8 protein-coding genes are annotated in these 18,489 nt (G+C 74.1%); 4 read left to right on the top strand and 4 right to left on the bottom strand.

Going from position 1 to position 18,489, the window contains the following annotated elements; all coding sequences use genetic code 11:
• The first annotated feature begins 29 nt into the window (after window positions 1–29).
• Window positions 30–305 (top strand): hypothetical protein, encoded by a 276-nt coding sequence (locus ACWCPW_RS18130; RefSeq protein ID WP_449762562.1) that lies wholly within the window; start codon window positions 30–32, stop codon window positions 303–305.
• A 128-nt stretch (window positions 306–433) separates the two neighbouring features.
• Here the strand turns inward: ACWCPW_RS18130 and ACWCPW_RS18125 are convergent, their stop codons facing one another.
• Entirely contained in the window at window positions 434–841 is a 408-nt protein-coding gene (locus ACWCPW_RS18125) for a RidA family protein (protein ID WP_449762561.1), read from the bottom strand.
• A gap of 148 nt (window positions 842–989) precedes the next feature.
• Between ACWCPW_RS18125 and ACWCPW_RS18120 the strand changes: the two genes are divergently transcribed.
• The gene (locus tag ACWCPW_RS18120) at window positions 990–1,370 is read left to right on the top strand and encodes a winged helix-turn-helix transcriptional regulator (RefSeq protein ID WP_449762560.1); all 381 of its coding nucleotides are present in this window, start codon (window positions 990–992) and stop codon (window positions 1,368–1,370) included.
• Window positions 1,371–1,392: 22 nt separating this feature from the next.
• Here ACWCPW_RS18120 and ACWCPW_RS18115 read toward each other — a convergent pair whose 3' ends face one another.
• The 3 genes from ACWCPW_RS18115 to ACWCPW_RS18105 all read right to left on the bottom strand — a co-directional run bounded on the left by ACWCPW_RS18115 (window position 1,393) and on the right by ACWCPW_RS18105 (window position 7,640).
• Window positions 1,393–2,142 carry a hypothetical protein gene (locus ACWCPW_RS18115; protein ID WP_449762559.1) on the bottom strand — a complete coding sequence of 250 codons (750 nt, stop codon included), beginning with the start codon at window positions 2,140–2,142 and terminating at the stop codon, window positions 1,393–1,395.
• A gap of 189 nt (window positions 2,143–2,331) precedes the next feature.
• The gene (locus ACWCPW_RS18110; RefSeq protein WP_449762558.1) at window positions 2,332–3,999 is read right to left on the bottom strand and encodes a (2,3-dihydroxybenzoyl)adenylate synthase; all 1,668 of its coding nucleotides are present in this window, start codon (window positions 3,997–3,999) and stop codon (window positions 2,332–2,334) included.
• A gap of 101 nt (window positions 4,000–4,100) precedes the next feature.
• Window positions 4,101–7,640: an amino acid adenylation domain-containing protein gene (locus ACWCPW_RS18105; protein ID WP_449762557.1), complete on the bottom strand. Its 3,540-nt coding sequence runs from the start codon at window positions 7,638–7,640 to the stop codon at window positions 4,101–4,103.
• Window positions 7,641–7,823: 183 nt separating this feature from the next.
• On the opposite strand from ACWCPW_RS18105, the gene ACWCPW_RS18100 reads away from it, so the two are divergent.
• Together ACWCPW_RS18100 and ACWCPW_RS18095 are read left to right on the top strand one after the other, a co-directional pair.
• Complete coding sequence (locus tag ACWCPW_RS18100) at window positions 7,824–15,815, top strand: amino acid adenylation domain-containing protein (RefSeq protein WP_449762556.1); 7,992 nt, start codon at window positions 7,824–7,826, stop codon at window positions 15,813–15,815.
• On the top strand, window positions 15,812–18,489 hold a 2,678-nt coding region (locus ACWCPW_RS18095; RefSeq protein ID WP_449762555.1), incomplete at its 3' end, for a condensation domain-containing protein. The genes ACWCPW_RS18100 and ACWCPW_RS18095, both read left to right, overlap by 4 nt.

Here is an 18,489-nt window from a genome sequence, read left to right as displayed (position 1 = left end):
ACAGTGCACCGCCCGAGAAGGAGAGCACGATGTCGCCGTCCGCCGAGGACATCACCCGTGCGCTCGCGCCGTTGTCGGCGGTGCTGGCCGCCGACGACTTCCGCCTCCACGTGGGCCACGCCGGCAGCACCAACGTCACGTTGACGATCACGGCCGGGCCCACGGCGTGCCCCACCTGCCTGGTGCCCGAGCACATCACCCGCCGCCTGGCCGAACAGCACCTGAACAGGCTCGCCCGCGAGGAGTGGCTCATCGAGATCGCCTATCCGGCCCGACCGGCGGACGCGGCCGACGCGGCTCGGTGACGCGAGGGCGGCGCATGTTCCTTTCGGCAGGGGCGAAGGGGCGCCCGCCCCGATCGCGCAACGCGCGGGTGCCTACGCGGCGGGCCGAAGCGGTTCCCCCGGAGCCGGCGCTCGCCGGCGGCTCGCGTTCAGTCGAGGACGGCGATGGCCTCGACCTCGACCAGGTGCTCGGGTACGTCCAGTGCCGCGACGCCCAGCAGGGTGCCCGGCGGGACCGGCGTACCGCCCAGCTTCGCGGCGGCGCGGGAGACCCCCTCCAGGAATCGGGGGAGCTTGTCGGGGGTCCAGTCGACGACGTGGACGTTCAGCTTCGCCACGTCGTCGAAGGAGGCGCCGATCGCGGCCAGCGCGGTGCCGATGTTGAGGTAGCACTGCTCGACCTGCGCCGCGAGGTCGCCTTCGCCGACCGTGACCCCCTCGGCATCCCAGGAGACCTGCCCGGCGATGAAGACGAGCCTCGACCCGGTCGCGATGGACACCTGGCGGTACACGTCGATCTCGGGCAGACCTTCGGGGTTCAGCAGGGTGATGGCCATGATGCCGGTCTCCTTCTCCCGTACGGGCGCCGCAGGACTCGCCGCGACGAGACCAGGACGCCCACGTGCTCTCTTGTGGTTACTCGAGAACTGTAGGAAAGTGAGCGTCGACCTGGAAGAACGCACTTTTCGGTGACTGGGGAACCTGATGGTGACCAAGCAGTTCAAGGGCTCGGCCGAGGACGCGGACCTCAGGCGCGCGGACTCCCTGGCGCGGGAGATCTTCTCGGACATCGCCAACAAGTGGGCGCTCCTGATCACCGAGGCGCTCGCCGACCGAACGCTGCGCTTCGGCGAGCTGCGCAACGAGGTCGAGGGCATCAGCCACAAGATGCTCACCCAGAACCTGCGCATGCTGGAGCGCAACGGCCTGGTCGAGCGGTGCGTGTACGCGACCGTGCCGCCGCGCGTGGAGTACACCCTCACCGGGCCGGGCCGGGACCTGCGCAAGACGGTCGACGGCATGTGCGATTGGACCCAGCGGCACCTCGGTCACATCGAGGAGTCCCGAGGCCGCTTTCCGGTCTGAGGGGTGAGGCACCCGTCGAGGGTCAGCTTCCCCCGTTGGGGTTGCTGCCGCCGGTCCAGGTGACGGGCCCGTGCACCTGGCGCAGGTGGTTCGTCAGGACGTCCGAGATCAGGTTCAGCCACGCCGTCCAGGACTCGTGCGATCCCGAGCCCAGGCCGCGTTCGATCCGGAAGAAGCGGTACAGGGCGCCGTCGTCCGGGAACAGCGCCAGCGCCTCCGCGCACTCGGCGACGACCATCGGCAAGTACCAATGGCACAGCCCTTGTTGGTGGGTGTGCTCGACGTACAGGGCGATGCCTTCGGCGTCGGACAGGGTCTCCTCCTCCAGGGCGATCCCATCCTGGCCGAAGTACAGTTCGAGCATGTCCGCCAGGCGCCCGAACCGCTGCCGCAGTTCCCATGCGGTGGGTACCTGTCCGGCCAGTCGGGCGCTGAGACCGACCGTCCAACTGTCGACGTATTCGGCGACGTCGAGGAACACCTCGGGTCGGCCGCCCGCGCCGGAGCGCCGGGCGAGCTCCTGGAGATCGTCGGGCACCTGGTCCTCGGCCGTGCCGCCGGTCGCCAGTGCCTTCCCGACGGCCCGGATCTGAGCGGCGGCCTCGAACACGGTCAGGCCACCGCGCTCCGACCGGTCCCACAACACGCGTAGAGGCGGTTGCAGGGCCTCGGCCCGCTTCTCCGGGTCGACCGGGATGCCCTCGGACACCGGGTGAAGGAAGGGCGTGAGCAGCAGGCGGGCGCCGGAGTAGCGAAAGTGGTTCTGGTACACGCGCTGGGTCCTTCCAAGTACACGGACCGATCCGTGCGATCGGGCCCAGGCTCATGATCTCGGCCACCCGGCGACTGAGCGAACGATCCGCGCCAATCGGCAGTTGGTGTGCGGGATTCGGACACCCGGATCACACCGGACCGGCCCGATCGCGCGTCGGGCCGGCCCGGGTCGGGCTCGGTGGTGAGGTCAGTGCGGGTGGGTGTGGGGCTTCTCGGGGGCGTCGGGGGTGGGCGTCAAGTCGTGGGCCAGCGCCCGTTTGTCGGTCTTGCCGATGGCGGTGCGCGGGAGCGCGGGCACGAAGTGCAGGACGTCGGGGGACTTGTAGGCGGCGAGGCCGCGGGCGGTCAGGAAGGACTTGAGGTCGGGCAGGGCCGGGGGAGCGGCGGGGTCGGTGGGGACGATCACCGCACACACGCGTTCGCCCAGGACCGGGTCGGGGAGCGGGATCACCGCCGCGTGCCGCACGCCGGGGTGGGTGGCCAGGTGCTCTTCCAGCTCGCCGGCCGGAACGCCCTCGCCGCCGCGGTTGACCACCTCCTTGACGCGGCCCTCGACCACGAGGTAACCCCCGGCGAGGCGGCGGACCAGGTCGCCGCTGCGGTAGTGGCCCTGTGGGGTGAACGCGCCGGCGTTGTGGTCCTCGGCCCGGTAGTAGCCGCGAATCGTGTACGGCCCGCGGACGAGCAACTCGCCGATCTCGCCCTCGGCGGCCGGTCGACCCTCGTCGTCGACGACCAGGACCTCGTCGTCCGGGCTCAGCGGCCGGCCCTGGGTCTCGGCGACCAGGTCCGGGCCGTCGTCGAGGCGGGTGTAGTTGAGCAGGCCTTCGGCCATCCCGAAGACCTGTTGCACCGTGCAGTCCAGGCTCCGGCCCAGAGTGCGGGCCAGGTCCGCGTTCAGCCGCGCGCCGCCGACCTGGATCAGCCGCAGCGACGAGCGGTCGCCCGGCTCCCACTCCCACATCTGCGACCACAGGTCGGCCAACGGCGGCACGACGGCGGTGACGGTGACGCGTTCGCGTTCGATCAGCGGGAAGACCGTGTCGGGACTGGGATCCGCGGCGAACACGACGGTGCCGCCGACGCCCAGGACGCCGAGGATGCCCGGACACGCGAGCGGGAAGTTGTGCGCGGCCGGCAGCGCGACCAGGTAGACGTCGTCGCCGGTCAGGCCACACACCTCGGCGCTCGCCCGGGCGTTGTACGCGTAGTCGTCGTGGGTGCGCGGAATCAGCTTGGGCAGACCGGTGGTTCCGCCGGAGACGAGCAGGACGGCGACGTCGGCGGGTGCCGGGCCGGGGAGTTCGCCCGGCTCGGCGTCGACGTCGGCCAGCGCCGTCTGATCCGGGCCGTCCGGCTCGCCCGCGACGATCACGTGCCGCAGCGAGGGGACCCGGTCGCGGATCTCCCGGGCCAGGGCGCGGTAGTCGAAGCCCGCGTACACGTCGGGTATCACGTACGCGACGGCCTCGGACAGGGCGGCGAGGTGGCCGATCTCGTGGGCGCGGTGCGCCGGCAGGCACAGTGCCGGTACGGCTCCCAGCCGGGCCAGGGCCAGCAGGACGACGGCGAAGTCGGCGGTGTTGGGCAGGTGCACGACGACCTGGTCGCCCGCTCGCACGCCCAGTTCGGCGAAGCCGGCCGCGGTGCGTTCGGCCCGGTGGTGCAACTCGGCGTAGGTGACCCGACCCGACGCGTCCACGAGCGCGGTGCGTTCGGGCCACGCCTTCGCCCACGAGCGGGAGAGGGCGCCCAGCGTGTCGCCGCGCCAGTACCCGGCCACGCGGTAGCGCCGCGCGAACTCGTCCGGCCACGGCACGCAACCGGGCAGGGACATGGTGTTCTCGGCATGCATCGAGGGCTCCGTGATCGAGGGGATCGAGGGGATCGAGGGGATCGAGAGGTGGGGGTCGTGCGGGCGGGTGCGCACCCCGGGGCGGTCGCCCGGCGCACCGGTCACGGCGTCGTGGGGGGTTGCGCCGCGAGCGCCGCGTCGACCGCCTCGTCCGACAGGGCCGCGACGCGCACGTGGATCCCCGCGATCCGCTCCAGTCGACCGGGCGTCGCCTCCTGTGCCCGCAGGCGCGCGGCCAGGGACGCGACCGTGCGGGCGGCGAAGACCAGGCGCACGGTGACCGCGCCGGCGCCGAGGACCTCACGCAGTCGGCCCACGATCGCCGTGGCCAGGATCGAGTCCCCGCCCAACGCGAAGAAGTCGTCGTCGCGCCCGAGTTCGCGCTCGCCGGCGGGCAGGGCCTCCCGCCATACCGAGGCGATCAGGTGTTCGAGGTCGGTGCGCGGCGGCTCCGGCGGCGGGCCCGCCGGTCGGCGCTCCCACAGTGGGGCCAACGCGCGCCGATCGATCTTCCCGTTGGCGGTCAACGGCAGTTCCTCGACCCGCACGACGTGCTCGGGAATCATGTGCGCCGGCAGCGACTTCGCGGCCGCGTCCAGGAGTTGCTCCACCCGTACGTCGGACCCGGCGGCGACGGCCGCGACCAGGGCACCCTCGTGCACGCCCGCCACCGCGCGGCGCACCCCGGGGACACCGGCCAGCGCGGCCTCGATCTCCCCCGGCTCGATCCGGAACCCGCGCAGTTTGACCTGGTGATCGGCGCGGCCCAGGAACTCCAGGGCGCCGTCCGGCAGTCGCCTGGCCAGGTCGCCGGTGCGGTACCAGCGCAGCCCGGCCACCTCGACGAAGCGGTCCGCGGTGCGCTCGGGATCGCCGCGGTATCCGGCGGCGACACCGTCGCCGCCGATCCACAGCTCGCCCGGCACCCACTCCGGGCAATCCCGGCCGACCGCGTCCACGACCCGGCAGCGCACGTTGCGCAGCGGCGTGCCGTACGGGATCGCCCGCCACTGGGCCGGGAGTTCACTGCCGCCCGGCACCTCGTGGACGGTGGAGTGGATGGCCGTCTCGGTGGTGCCGCCGAGCGCGAGGAAACGGCAGCGCGGGACCTGCGCGTGCAGTCGCCCGGGAAGGTCGACGGTGACCCAGTCGCCGCCGAGCAGCACCACGCGAAGTGTGTCGCCCAGGCCCGCCGCCGTCGGTTCCGCGCCCGCGGTGAGCAGCATGTCGAGCAGCGCCGGTACGCAGTTGACGACGGTGACGTGCCGTTCGCGGACCAGGTCGACCCAGCGGCCGGCCTCGCGTCGGTCCTCGTCGGCGGGCAGGACCACCGCGCCGCCGGCCGACAGCAGGCCGAACACGTCGAACACCGACAGGTCGAAGTCGAGTGCGGACAGGCCCAGCGCGCGATCGTCGGGGCCGAGCGCGAAGCGCTCGACGAGGTCGTCGATGGTGTTCATCGCGGCGCGGTGCGGGACTTCGACACCCTTGGGCTCACCGGTGGAGCCGGAGGTGAAGAGCACGTAGGCGATGCTCTCCGCGTCGACGCGGACCGGCGGGTCGGCGGCGGTGGGCGCGGGGTGCGCGGCGGCCTGGGCGAGGGCGAGCGCGGGCGCGAGCGGCGAGGCACCGCCGGCGCCGTCGGCGTCCAGGACCAGCCGGATGCCCGCGGTGCGGTGGATGCGTTCGCGGCGCGCGGCCGGCTGCTCGACGCCGATCGGGACGTAGGTCGCGCCGGCGGCGAGGATGCCCAGCGCCGCCACGATCTGCTCCGGCCCCTTGGGCAGGGTGATCGCGACGGTCTCGCCGGGCGCCACGCCCCGCGCGCGCAGCGCGGCGGCCACGCGCAGCGCGCGCTCGGCGAGTTCGCCGTACGACATGGTGTCGCCGTCGGCGTCCGAGGGGCCCCACAGCAGGGCGGGAGCGTGCGGTCGTGCCGCGGCGTGCGCGAAGAAGCCCTCGTGCAGGGCGTGCCGCGAACGGGGGGCGTCGGTGCTGTTCACCCGATCCAGGACGGCCCGCTGCGCGGCGGGCGGCAGGTCCGGGATCGGCTCCCGCCAGTCGGCCTCGGCCGTGCCCAGGCGGGTGACCAACTCCCGGTACGCGGCGAACATCGCGTCCACGACACCGTCCGGGAAGGCATCCTCGCGCACGTCCCAGTTGACCAGCAGACCACCGCGCACCTCGGTGATCTGGGCGTCGAGCAGCACCTGCGGCCCCTGCGAGACGATCCACGACGGATCGCCGAACAGACGGCGGACCTCGGTGTCGAAGAGTTCGCCCAGGCCCAGCGCGCTGGTGTACACGATCGGGGCGAGCACCTGTTCGCCCCGAGCACGCGCCATGTCGCGCAGTACGTGCAGGCCCGAGTGGTCGGCGTGCGCCGCGTCGCGGTGCATGCGGGACTGGAGCGCGCGAGCGTGGTCCAGGAACGAGCGCGGCTGGGACATGTCGACGTCCAGGAGCACGGATCCGGTGAAGTCGCCGACCAGGCGCGGTACGTCCGGGTGCAGGTCCTCGCGGTCGAACAGCGGTACGTTCAGCAGGAATCGGGGGCCGGCGCTCCAACCGGCCAGGACGGCGGCGAACGCGGTCGCGAAGGCCATCGCGGGGGTGACGCCGTGCGCGTGCGCGCGGGCGGACCAGTGCCCGTGCTCCTCGGCGGTCAGCCACAGGTGACGCCGGGTCACCCGGGTCAGGTCGGCCGGGAGCGGGGCGCGCAGCGGGAGGTCGGGCGCGCCGGGCAGGTCGGGGATGCGCTCGTGCCAGTAGGCGGCGGCGCGTTCGGCCGCGGCGCGCCGCAGCGGGGGGCGGGCCGCGAGGTAGTCGCGGTATTCGTAGGCGAGTTCGGCCGGTAGGCGCTCGGGGTGCGCGTACAGGTGGGCCAGATCGGCCAGCAACACCCGGTAGCTGAGCGCGTCGGCGGCCACCATGTCCACGTCCAGGTGCAACCGGCTGCGGCCGTCGGGCAGCAGGCTCAGCCGCAGGTCGAAGACGCGGCCGGCTTCGATGTCGAGCATCTGGTGCGAGCATTCGTCGCGGACCCGGTCCAGGTGCTCGGCGGCGGTCGCGGCGTCCGCGTTTCGCAGGTCCAGCACCCGCAGCACCTCGCCGGGCGCGGTGGGGAGGATCTCCTGGCGACCGTCGTCGGTGATCCGCACGCGCAGCATGGGGTGTCGGGCGACCAGGGCGCGCGCGGCGGCCTCCAGCCGGGGCGGGTCCACGGCGGCGCCGGGTTCGGTGTCGAACTCGGTGTACAGGTGCGCCGCGACGCCGCCCAGGGTCTGCCCCTCGGAACGACCGATCCAGTAGGCGTGTTGCATGAGCGCGAGCGGGAACGGCCCGGACTCGGTGCCGGGTTCCGATGCCGGTTCGACTGTCGGTTCCGGTTCCGGGTCCGGCGCGGTCGCCGCCGGCTCGCCGCCCGCCAGCAGCGCGACCCACGCCCCGACGGTGGGTGCGGTGGCCAGGTCCGCGAAGGTGACTCGGGCGCCCGCCCGGCGCCATCCGCCGGCCAGGCGCATCAGGCGCAGCGAGTCGAGTCCGTGCGCGATCAGGTCGTCCCCGTCGCTCAGGGATTCCGGTGCCACGCCCAGCATTTCCGCCACGTCGCGCCGTACGTCCTCGACGGTCAGCCGCACGCTGTTCTCCTTCGATCACGAATGTGTCCGCGGGACGCGAGTGCGACGGTGTCCATCCGAGACGTCCTTGACACCCACCCCGAGCGTCACAAATATAGGCTAGGCAAACCTAAGTCGGGCAAGGCTTTTCGATCGATCAAGACAGTTCGCCGCTCCTCGGACCGGCGCCGAAGGGGCCACGCCTTGACGAGTGCGAACCAGGCCGCCGACCGTCGCCGAGAGCTGATCCGGCGGCTGCTGGCCGAAGCGGGCATGCAATCGGACACCCCCGCCGACGCCATCGAACCGCGCGACCGGAGTGCGCCCGCGCCGCTGTCCGCGGTACAGCACAGCCTGTGGCTGCACCAACAGGCCTACCCCGAAAGCACGTCGTACAACGGCTGCCTGCTCATCCGGATCCGCGGCCCGCTCGACGTCGCCGCGCTGCGCGTGGCCACGCGCGAACTCCTGCGCGTACACGAGGTCCTGCGCACCACCTACCACCCGGACCCGACCGGTCTGCCGCACCAGGTGGTCGGCTCGACCCCCGAAGACCCGCTGCCGGTGCGTGACTTCGCCCACATCCCGGCACAGTCCCGGGAGGTCGAGGCCGATCGGGTCGCGCTGCGCCTGGCCTCGCGCCCCTTCGACCTCGCGCGTGAGCGCTCCGTGCGCCACGAACTCCTCGCCTTCGGGCCCGAGGATCACGCACTCGTCCAGGTCGTACACCACATCGCCTGGGACGGCGGCACGTGGGGCGTACTCGCGCGCGACCTCGCGGCGCTGTATCGGCGCGCCCGCGCCGAGCCGGCGTTCACCGCCGGCGTGCCGCGCGTCCAGTACGCCGACATCGCCGCGTGGGCGCACGCACGGCCCCTCGACGAGGCGGGCACGAAGTTCTGGCGCGAACGGCTGACCCCGCCGCCGACTCCGCTCGAACTGCCGGCCGACGGCCCCAGAAGGCCCGCGCCGGACGAGCGCGGCGGCCGGGTCGTGCGCCGTCTCGACCCGCAACTGCCGGCCCGCATCCGCGCGTTCGCCACCCAAGCGGGCGTCACCCCGTTCACCGTCGTGCTCACCGCGTTCGCGGCGGTGCTCCGGCGGCACACCGCGGCCGACGACCTGCCGATCGGCACGCTGGTGATGGACCGGGCGAACGCGCACGCCGCCGAGTTGGTCGGCAACTTCGGCAACACCGTCGTGCTGCGCGCCGATCTCGCCGACGACATCCGCGAACCGACGTTCCGTCGGGCCGCCGTGCGGCTGGGCGCGGTGTGCGCCGACGCGTTCGAGCACCAGGACATCCCCTTCGACCGGGTCCTGGACGAGGTCCGCCCGCCGCGCCGCCCCGGTCGGCCGCCGCTGTTCGACGTGATGTTCGGGCTGCTCACCCAGGAGCTGGGCGAACTCGACCTGCCCGGCCTGGAGACCTCCTGGCGGCACGTGCACAACGGCACCACCCAGTTCGACCTCGCCCTGGAGGGCTTTCTCCGGGACGAGGACCTGCTCGTGGAGGCCACCTACCGCACGCCGCTGTTCGAACCCGACACCATCGAACGCCTCCTCGCCCACCTCGAGGCGCTGCTGACGGCCGCGCTGGCCGAGCCCGACGCGCCGCTCGCGCTGCTCGACACGACCCCCGCGCACGAGATCGTCGAGCAAGTCGTCGACGACGCCGAGGACTTCCCCGCCGGCGGCGTCGCCGCGCTCGTGGACGCCACCATCCGGGAACGACCGCGGTCCGTCGCCGTCCGCGCCGGCGACACCACCTGGACCTACGCCGACCTGGACGCGCGCGCCGACCGGATCGCCGCCGCCCTCACCGAGGCCCTGCGCGCGAACGGCGCCGGCGGCGAACCCGTCGTCGCCCTGGCCCTGTCGCGCACCGCCGACCTGATCGCGACCCTGCTCGCCACCCTGCGGATCGGCGCCGCCTATCTGCCGCTCGACCGCACCCACCCGCCCGAGCGCGTCGCCGCGATGCTCGCCGACGCCGCACCGGACCTGCTCGTGTGCGACACCGCCTACACCCCGCCCGGCGGCGCGGCGCCCGTGCTCCGCGTCGACGACCTCCCCGCCGTACCCGTGGGCACCGCCGCGCCCGTCGGGGATGCCGCGGCCACGGGCACCACCGCGCCCGTCGGCGCCGCGACACCCGGTGCGGAACGCCCGCGGATCCACCCGCAGGCGCCCGCCTACGTCGTCTTCACCTCCGGCTCCACCGGCCGCCCCAAGGCCGTCGTCGGCACCCAACGCGCCCTGAGCAACCGGCTGCGCTGGGGCCGCTCCGCCCTCACCGCCGCGCCCGGCACGAGCGTCCGCGTGGCCAAGAGCGCGCTCGCCTTCATCGACGGCAGCACCGAACTCCTGGGCGCCCTCGTCGCCGGCGACACCCTGGTCCTGGCCGACGACGCCACCGCCCGCGATCCGCTGCGCCTGACCGAACTCGCCGACCGCCACGGCGCCGGCGTACTCACCGTGGTGCCCAGCCTGCTGGAGACCCTCCTCGACACCGCCCCGCCGGGCGCCCTGGCCGGCGTGCACACCTGGATCTGCTCCGGCGAGGCCCTGCCCACCGCGCTGGCGGACGCCGTCACCGCGCGGTGGCCGGACGCCCGCGTGCTCAACCTGTACGGCTGCTCCGAGGCGGCCGGCGACAGCCTCGCGCACGTCCACCGGCCGCCCGCCGCCGGGTCCGCGACCGTGCCGATCGGCCGGCCGATCTCCCGCACCCGCGCCCACGTGCTGGACGCGGCGCTGCGCGCGGTGCCCCTCGGGGTGCCCGGCGAGCTCTACCTCGCCGGCGACGGCCTCGCACGCGGCTATCTCGGCCGCCCCGCCGCGACGGCGGAGCGATTCGTCGCGGACCCGTACGGGCCGCCGGGAAGTCGGCTGTACCGCACCGGCGATCTGGTCCGCCGGCGATCGAACGGCGAACTGGAATTCCTGGGCCGGGCGGACCACCAGATCAAGATCCGGGGGGTGCGGATCGAACCCGGCGAGATCGAGGCCCGACTCCTGGGACTCGTGGGCATCGCCCGCGCGGTGGTGGTGCCGATCCGATCCGGGAGCGCCCTGTGCGCCTATCTCGTGCCCACCCGGGGCATCGCGATCGACGTCGACGCGGTACGGGCCGAACTCGCCCGCGCCCTGCCCGCGCCGTTGCTGCCCGACGCGTACGTCGTCCTGGACGCGTTCCCGCTCAACCCCAACGGCAAGCTCGACCGGGCCGCGCTGCCCGCCCCGCAGGCGAGCGCCGCGCCCAAGCGGGCACCGGCCGACGACCGCGAGCGCGCTCTGTGCGCGATCTTCGCCGAGTTCCTCGACCTGGCGCCGGACCGGGTCGGGCCGGACGACGACTTCTTCGCGCTGGGCGGGCACTCGCTGCTCGCGGCGCGGCTGGCGAACCGGCTGCGCGGCGCCTTCGCGGTCGAACTCGCCGTGCCCGACGTCTTCCACGCGCCCACACCCGCCGCGCTCGCCCGGCTGCTGGACGGCGCCGAACCGGTGCGCCCGCGCGTTCGCGAGATCGCCGTCCCCGACCCGGCACCCGCGTCGTTCGCGCAGGTCGGCCTGTGGTTCGAGGAACAGGTGCGCGGGCCGTCCGCGGCCTACAACCTGCCGCTGGGGGTGCGACTGCGCGGCCGGGTCGACCCGGAGGCGATCCGGGCGGCGCTGCGCGACGTGGTCGCGCGTCACGAGAGCCTGCGCACACTGCTGGTGCCCGGCACCGACGGCACACCCGTCCGCGAGCAACTCACGCCCGCCGCCGCGCACTCGCGATCGCACTGCGCCGTCGTGGCGGCCCACACGTGGTCGGCGGAGCAAATCGCCGCCGAGGTGGCGGCCCTGGTGGCCCGCCCCTTCGACATCGGCGCCGACCTGCCGGTGCGGGCCGCGGTGTTCGTGGGACCCGCCGACGGGGAGCACGTCCTGGTCCTGGTGCTGCACCACAGCGCGGCCGACCGCTGGTCGTTCGGGCCGCTGCTGGCCGACCTGACCGCCGCCTACACCGCGCACACCACCGGATCCAAGTTGCAGGCGCGTTCCGAACCGGCCGTCGGGCACGGCTCGTACGCGGCGTGGCAGCGCGCGATCCTGGGCGAGCGGGACACTCCCACCGACCTCACCAGGCAACAACTCGATTACTGGGCCGGGGCATTGCGCGACGCGCCGGAGGAACTGGTGCTGCCCGCCGACCACTCCCGGCCCGCGGAGCGCAGCCATCGTGGTGCGAGCGTCGAACACACCCTGCCCGCCGACCTCGTCGACACCCTGCGCGACGTCGCACAGGAGGCCGGCACCAGTGTGTTCACCACGCTGCACGCGGCCGTGGTGGCCGTACTGCACCACCTCGGCGCGGGCGAGGACATCCTCCTGGGCGCGCCCGTCGCGGGGCGCACCGACGAGGATCTCGACCGTGTGGTTGGCTACTTCGTCAACACCGTCGTGCTGCGCACCCGGGTCGACGGCGACCCGACCTTCGCCGAACTCCTCGAACGCACCAGGACTGCCGACCTGGCCGCGTTCGCGCACGCCGACGTGCCCTTCGATTGGGTGGTGGACCGGCTGCGGCCCACCCGTACGCTCTCCCGGCACCCGCTGATCCAGGCCACCGTCACCCACCACCGCGCCGAGGAGATCGAACTCGCGCTGCCCGGCACGCGCGCCGAGCCCTTCGCGCCGAATACGGGCGCGGCGATGTTCGACCTGGACCTGCGGTTCGTGGAGACCGCGACCGACGGCATCCGGGTGCAAGCCGGCTACGCGTGCGACCTTTTCGAGCACGGCGGCGTCGTCCGGCTGCTGGACCGGCTGCACCGGCTGCTCTCCCGCGTGCTCGCCGACCCGCACGCGCGCCTGAGCGGCCTGGACCTGCTCACCGACGCCGAACGCCGGCTGCTCGTGCACGAGGTCAACGCCACCACGCACGAGGTGCCCACGACGACCGTGGTGGAGCGCTTCACCGCTCAGGCCCGCCGCACCCCGGACGCACCCGCCCTGATCGACGCGGCCGGCACGACCACCGGCTACGCCCGACTGGCGGACCGGGTACGGGCGAACGCGCGAGAGCTGATCGACCGCGGCGCCGGGCCCGGCGCCCTGGTCGCGATCGCACTGCCCCGCTCGGCCGACCTGGTGGTCGCACTCCTGGCGGTGCTCGCGAGCGGCGCGGCGTATGTGCCGCTGGATCCCCAGGAGCCGCCCGCACGCCTGGCGCAGACCATCGCCGACGCCCGGCCGGCGCTCGTGCTCACCGACGCCGCGCACGCGCGGCGGACCTGGGGCGTGCCGGTCACCGTGATCACCGACGACCCGACCCAGGTCGCGGCCTCGGGCGAACTCCCGGCACCGCCGCGGGCCGCGCACCCCGCGTACGTGCTGTACACCTCCGGATCCACCGGCCGCCCCAAGGGCGTGCTGGTCTCGCACGGCGCCCTTGCCCACCAACTGGCCTGGGTGCAGGGCGAGTACGCGCTCACCTCCGCCGACCGGGTCCTGCACAAAGCGCCCATCGGGTTCGACGTGTCGTTGTGGGAGCTGTTCTGGCCGCTGTGCGAGGGCGCCGCCGTGGTCCTGGCCGACCCCGACGGCCACCGTGATCCCGCACACCTGGCCGCCCTGATCGACACCCGCGCGGTCACCGTCGCGCACTTCGTCCCGCCCGTGCTGGACGCCGTCCTCGACGTCGTCGAAGAGGCCGCCCGCCGCGTCGATCGTGTCCGCCCGGACCCGGTGCGTCCCGGCGCCGCGGCCGACCCGAGCCCGACGCCGCCGGCCGAACGGGCGTTGCGGCTGCTCCTGTGCGGCGGCGAGGCGCTGCCGCCGGCCACCGTGCGCCGCAGCGCGCGAGTGCTCGGGCTGATGCCGCACAACACGTACGGCCCCACCGAGGCCACCATCACCGCGACCGCGTGGAACCCGGCCGGCACCGTCGTCGAGGACGTCGTGCCGATCGGACGACCGGTGTGGAACACCGGCGCCCTGGTGCTGGACGCCCGACTGCGACCCACCCCGATCGGGCTGCCGGGCGAGCTGTACCTGACCGGGGCCCAACTCGCCGACGGATACCTGCACCGCCCCGGCCTGACCGTCGAACGCTTCGTGGCCGACCCGTACGGCCCGCCCGGCACCCGGATGTACCGCACCGGAGACCTGGTGCGCCGGCGCGCCGACGGCGCCCTGCTGTATCTCGGCAGAACCGACCATCAGGTCAAACTGCGCGGCGTACGGGTGGAGATGGGCGAGATCGAGGCACAGCTCACCGGGCGGGCGGAGCTGACGGCCGCCGTGGTCACCGCCCGGCCCGGGCCGACCGGTGCGCCGCTGCTGGTGGCGTACGTGGTCGCGGCCGCCGCCGCGTCCGTGGACCCCGAGGCGCTGCGCGGCGCGTTGGCCGATCACCTGCCCGAACACCTCGTCCCCGCCGCGATCGTGGTCCTGCCCGCGCTGCCGCTGCTGGCCAACGGCAAAATCGACCGGGCCGCGCTGCCGGATCCGAGCGTCGCCGCGCCGACCGCGGACGCGGCGCCGAGCGATCCCGCGCAGGCCGAACTGGCACGCATCTTCGCCGAGGTGCTGCGGGTGGACCGCGTCGGCGTGCGGGACGGGTTCTTCGCACTGGGCGGGGACAGCATCGGCGCCACGCTGGTGGCGACCAGGGCCCGTTCCGTCGGACTGCGGTTCACCGTCCGGGACGTCTTCCGGCACCAGAGCGTGCACGCGCTCGCCCGGGTCGCCCGCCGCGACCAGGCCCGGACGGCGACCGCCGCACCGCCCGTGTTCGCCGACCCGCCGCTGGCCCACGTCTTCCGCGACGGCGGGACCGGGCCGAACGGCCACCGCGTGTGCGCCGTGCGGGCCGTCGGAACCGGGCGAACGGATCTGCTGGAGACGGCCGTTGACGAACTCACCCGTCGACACCCGGTTTTGCGGCTGCGGATCGAGACGGTCGGCAAGCGGCTGTGGCGCACCACGTCGACGGCCGAGGCGAACCCGCGAGTGGGTGTGGTCGAGGGCACGCGGGAAGACGTGGCCGACGAGCTTGCGCGAGTGGTGGCCGCGTTGGACGTGATCGAGGGGCCGACGCTGGCGGTGACGCTGACGCCGGGGCGCCTGTTCGTGGCCGCGCACGCACTGGTGCTGGACGCGGCGGCGGTCGAGCGGATCACGGACGAGCTGGCTGCCGGCCTGCGGGCGGAGCTGCCGTCGACATCGGCTGCCGACGTGCGGGCGGAGCTGCCGTCGACATCCGCTGCCGACGTGCGGGCGGAGCTGCCGTCGACATCCGCTGCCGACGTGCGAGCGGGCCTGCCGGCGACACCGGCCGCGGTGCCCGACGCGGGGTCGTTGGTCGCCGAGCAGGCCGACGTTGCGCGGGTGGACGCCTTGCCGGCGGTCGCCGCGCCGGTGCACGCCGCGCCGGTGCACGCCGCGCCGATGGACGCCGCGCCGATGGACGCGTCGCCGATGGACGCGTCGCCGGCGGACGCCGATCGTGTCGACGCGGATCCGGTGGCCTGGGCCGAGGAGTTGCGAGACGCGACGCCCGCGCCGGCCGTACGGGGCACGGGTTCGGGCCGCCCCTTGTTCCTGAGCACCACTGTGGTCACCATCCCCGGCGCCGGCTCCGTCGAGGCCGTTCGGGCCGCCGCCGGCGAGGCGTTCCTGGTCGCACTGCGCACGCGTACCGCCGACCCGGGGAGACTGCTGATCGACCGGGTGGTGGACCCGCACCGATCGGGCGAAACGGCGGCGCCGGTCGGATCGTTCGCCTACGCCTACCCGCTCGCCTTCGGCCGCGAAGGGGCGTTGCCGGACCTGCGCGGCGCCGACCGGCGCGGCGCCGGGTACACCCGAGTGCGCTACGCGAGCCGATCCGGCGCCCGGGTCCTGGGCCGGGTGGCCCGCGCGGAGATCGTCCTGCGCGACGCGCCGGCCCACGGCTGGGCCGACGACGTGCCCTCGGCGGTCAGTACGCGCTGGCCCCTGGACGCGGCGATCGCCGTCTCGGCGAGCGAGGACGGCACGCGGTGCCGGCTCACCCTGCATGCCGGGCCCACCGTCGACGCCGAGGACGCGCGCCGCCTGCTGGCCACGTGGGTCGCGGAGACGACCGCGCGCGTCCCGGCAGCCGGCACGACCACCGACCACGAGACGACCACACCGAACACGGACACCGGGCGGACGACGTGAGCGACCTCAACCCTTCGAACGACCACCCGGCCCACACCCCGGCGGCGCTGTGGAGCCGCGAGGCGTTCGAGAACGCGCCGCCGACGGTGCGCGCGATGGTTGCCCCGCGCGAACTCGCCCCCGACGCCGCGCACACCCGCGCGGTGGCGGTCCTGGCCCGACACCGGGACCTCGGTGCCGGCGGCCCGACGGCGTGGTGCGGCACCTTCACGGTCGACACGGACGCCCGGCGCTCGACCGCCCGGGTGGCCCGGGTGGACGGAACTCCCGCGACCGCGTGGGTGGATCGTGGCCCCGATCTGCCCGGCCTGCTGGTCCTCGCCCTGCCCGGAGCCGTTGTCGACGGGACCTCGTGGCGCATCCTCGCCGACGAACTGCGCACGGGCCTGCGCGGCGAAGCGATCGGACCCGAGCCCGCACCGACCGCCGAATACGCCACCGCACTCGCCCACGAGGCCGGCGACCCGGACCTGGTCGACCGGGCCACCGCCTGGTTCACCCTGATCGACCGGGTGGACGACCTGGAGGCGCCCGCGCCGTGGCCCGGGAGCGAACCCGGAGCCTGGGACACGCCGCCCACCGGCGCCGCGACGATGCTCGAACTCCCCTTCGATTCAGGCCCCTTGAGTCCGCAGTCGCCGCTGCGCACGATTATCGCCTCGACCGCGGCGCGGATCCTGGGCCCCTTCGCCCCCGGGCCGGTGTTCGTGGACGTCGTGGAGGACGACCGGGACCGCCACGAGGGCCGCTTCGCCGACACCGTCGGCGACCTGCGACGCGTCTTCCCCGCCCTGCTGGACGCCGGTTCGCCCGCCACCGACGCGCTGCCCGCGGACCCGCGCGCCGCCGCCGACTTCGGCCTGGCGCTCTACCTCGGCGAACAGACCGCGGGTGCCCTCGCGGACGCACCCGAGGCGGGCGTGCTCCTGGCCTACGGGCACACCGACCTCGGCGACGAGGAGCCGCTCGCCTACGACCGCGAGAGCGACGGGTACGCCACCTCGCGCTATCCGCTGCGCCTGGACCTGTGGGTGGACCACTCGCCCGCCGGAGCCGGGCGCCGGGTCGCGCTGCGGGTGGTCGTCGACCCGAAGGCGCTGCCCGAACTCGACGTCGCGGCACTGCTGCGGACCTGGCGCGCGGCATTGGCACCCGCCCTGCTCGACGCGGCCCGAGCCGGACGGGAGGACGAAGCGCGGGCCGGCGACCTCGCCGCCCGTGACGCCGCCCTCGACTCCGCGATCGGCGGCCTGGGCGTGGCCGAGGTGCTGGCGCTGTCGCCGCTGCAAGAGGGCCTGCTCTTCCACCTGATGCTCGACGGCGCGGCCCGCGACATCTACGTACAGCAGGCCGTCCTGTTCCTCGACGGCCCCGTGGACGCCGATCGCCTCGCGGACGCGGCGCGGCGGGTCCTGGAGAAGTATCCGAATCTGCGCGCGGGCTTCGTGAGCACCGAGGACGGGCCCGTCCAGGTGATCCCCGAGCGGTTCGCCGTGCCGTTCGCCTACGCCGACCTCACCGACGGCGGGGCCGATGTCGACGCCGCCTTCGAAGTGTTCGCCGACCGCCAACGGGAGATCCCGTTCGACGCGGCCCGGCCCCCGCTGATCCGCTTCGCCCTGGCCCGTACCTCCGACACCGGCCACCGACTCCTGCTCACGTCCCAGGTCGCGCTGCTCGACGGCTGGTCCGGCGGCCTCGCGCTGACCTCGCTCCTGGAGTTCTACACCGACGCCGAGGCCGAGAGCACGCGGGCCACCACGCCCTTTCGGGTCTTCCTGCGCTGGCTGGGCACCCGCGATCGGGACGCGGCCCGCGACGCGTGGTACGCCTACCTGGGCGACGTCGCCGAACCCACCCTCCTGGCCGGCCCCCGCCCGCCCGGCGACGACGCCACCCCGGCCTCGGCCGGCGAGATCCACCGCGAGGTCCCGGCCGCACTCGCCGCCCGCCTGGCGGCCCGCGCCCGCGAGTCGGGCGTCACCGTGGGCACGCTGTACGAAAGCGCGTGGGGGCTGCTGCTGGGCCGACTCACCGGACGCGACGACACCGTGTTCGGCGCGCTGGTGTCGGGACGCCACCCCGACGTCGACGGTATCGACACCACCGTCGGAGTGCTGTTCAACACCGTCCCGGTACGGATCCGCGTCGCGCCGCACGAGTCGATCGCGCAGTTGTGGCGGCGCACCCAGGACGACAAGGCCGACCTGCACGACCACCCCTACCTGGGCCTGAGCGAACTCCAGGCGATGGTGGGCGCCGGACCGCTGTTCGACACCTTCTTCGTCTTCCAGAACCTCCCGCTGCCGGACAAGAACCGCGAGTTCGGCCCGAAGGGAGGGCTGCGCGTCCTCGGCCACGCGGTGCGTGACGCCACCCACTACCCGGTGTCCGTGGTGATCACCCCCGGCGAGGTCACCCGCCTGCGCGCGATGTACCACGACGACGCCTTCGACCGCGCCGACGTGGAGCTACTGACCGAGCGCTACCTGCGCATCCTCGAAGCATTCGCGAGCGACCCCAGCCGCGCGTGTGCCCGCGTCGACATCCTCGAAGCGGCCGAACGCCGACGCGTGGTCGACGAGTGGAACGCGACCTCGCATCCGGTGCCGGAGTCGACGGTGGCGGATTTGTTGGAGGAGCGTGCGGGGTTGGTTCCGGACGCTGTCGCGGT

The organism is Embleya sp. NPDC001921, from assembly GCF_053594475.1.
The sequence above is the reverse complement of the archived record's forward strand: the minus strand, read 5'-3'. Positions and strand labels throughout refer to the sequence as shown.

Excerpts from the sequence above, each read along its gene's own strand:
- ACWCPW_RS18130 (WP_449762562.1), top strand. The coding sequence starts at position 30 with ATGTCGCCGTCCGCCGAGGACATCACCCGTGCGCTCGCGCCGTTGTCG.
- ACWCPW_RS18125 (WP_449762561.1), bottom strand. The coding sequence starts at position 841 with ATGGCCATCACCCTGCTGAACCCCGAAGGTCTGCCCGAGATCGACGTG.
- ACWCPW_RS18120 (WP_449762560.1), top strand. The coding sequence starts at position 990 with ATGGTGACCAAGCAGTTCAAGGGCTCGGCCGAGGACGCGGACCTCAGG.
- ACWCPW_RS18110 (WP_449762558.1), bottom strand. The coding sequence starts at position 3,999 with ATGCATGCCGAGAACACCATGTCCCTGCCCGGTTGCGTGCCGTGGCCG.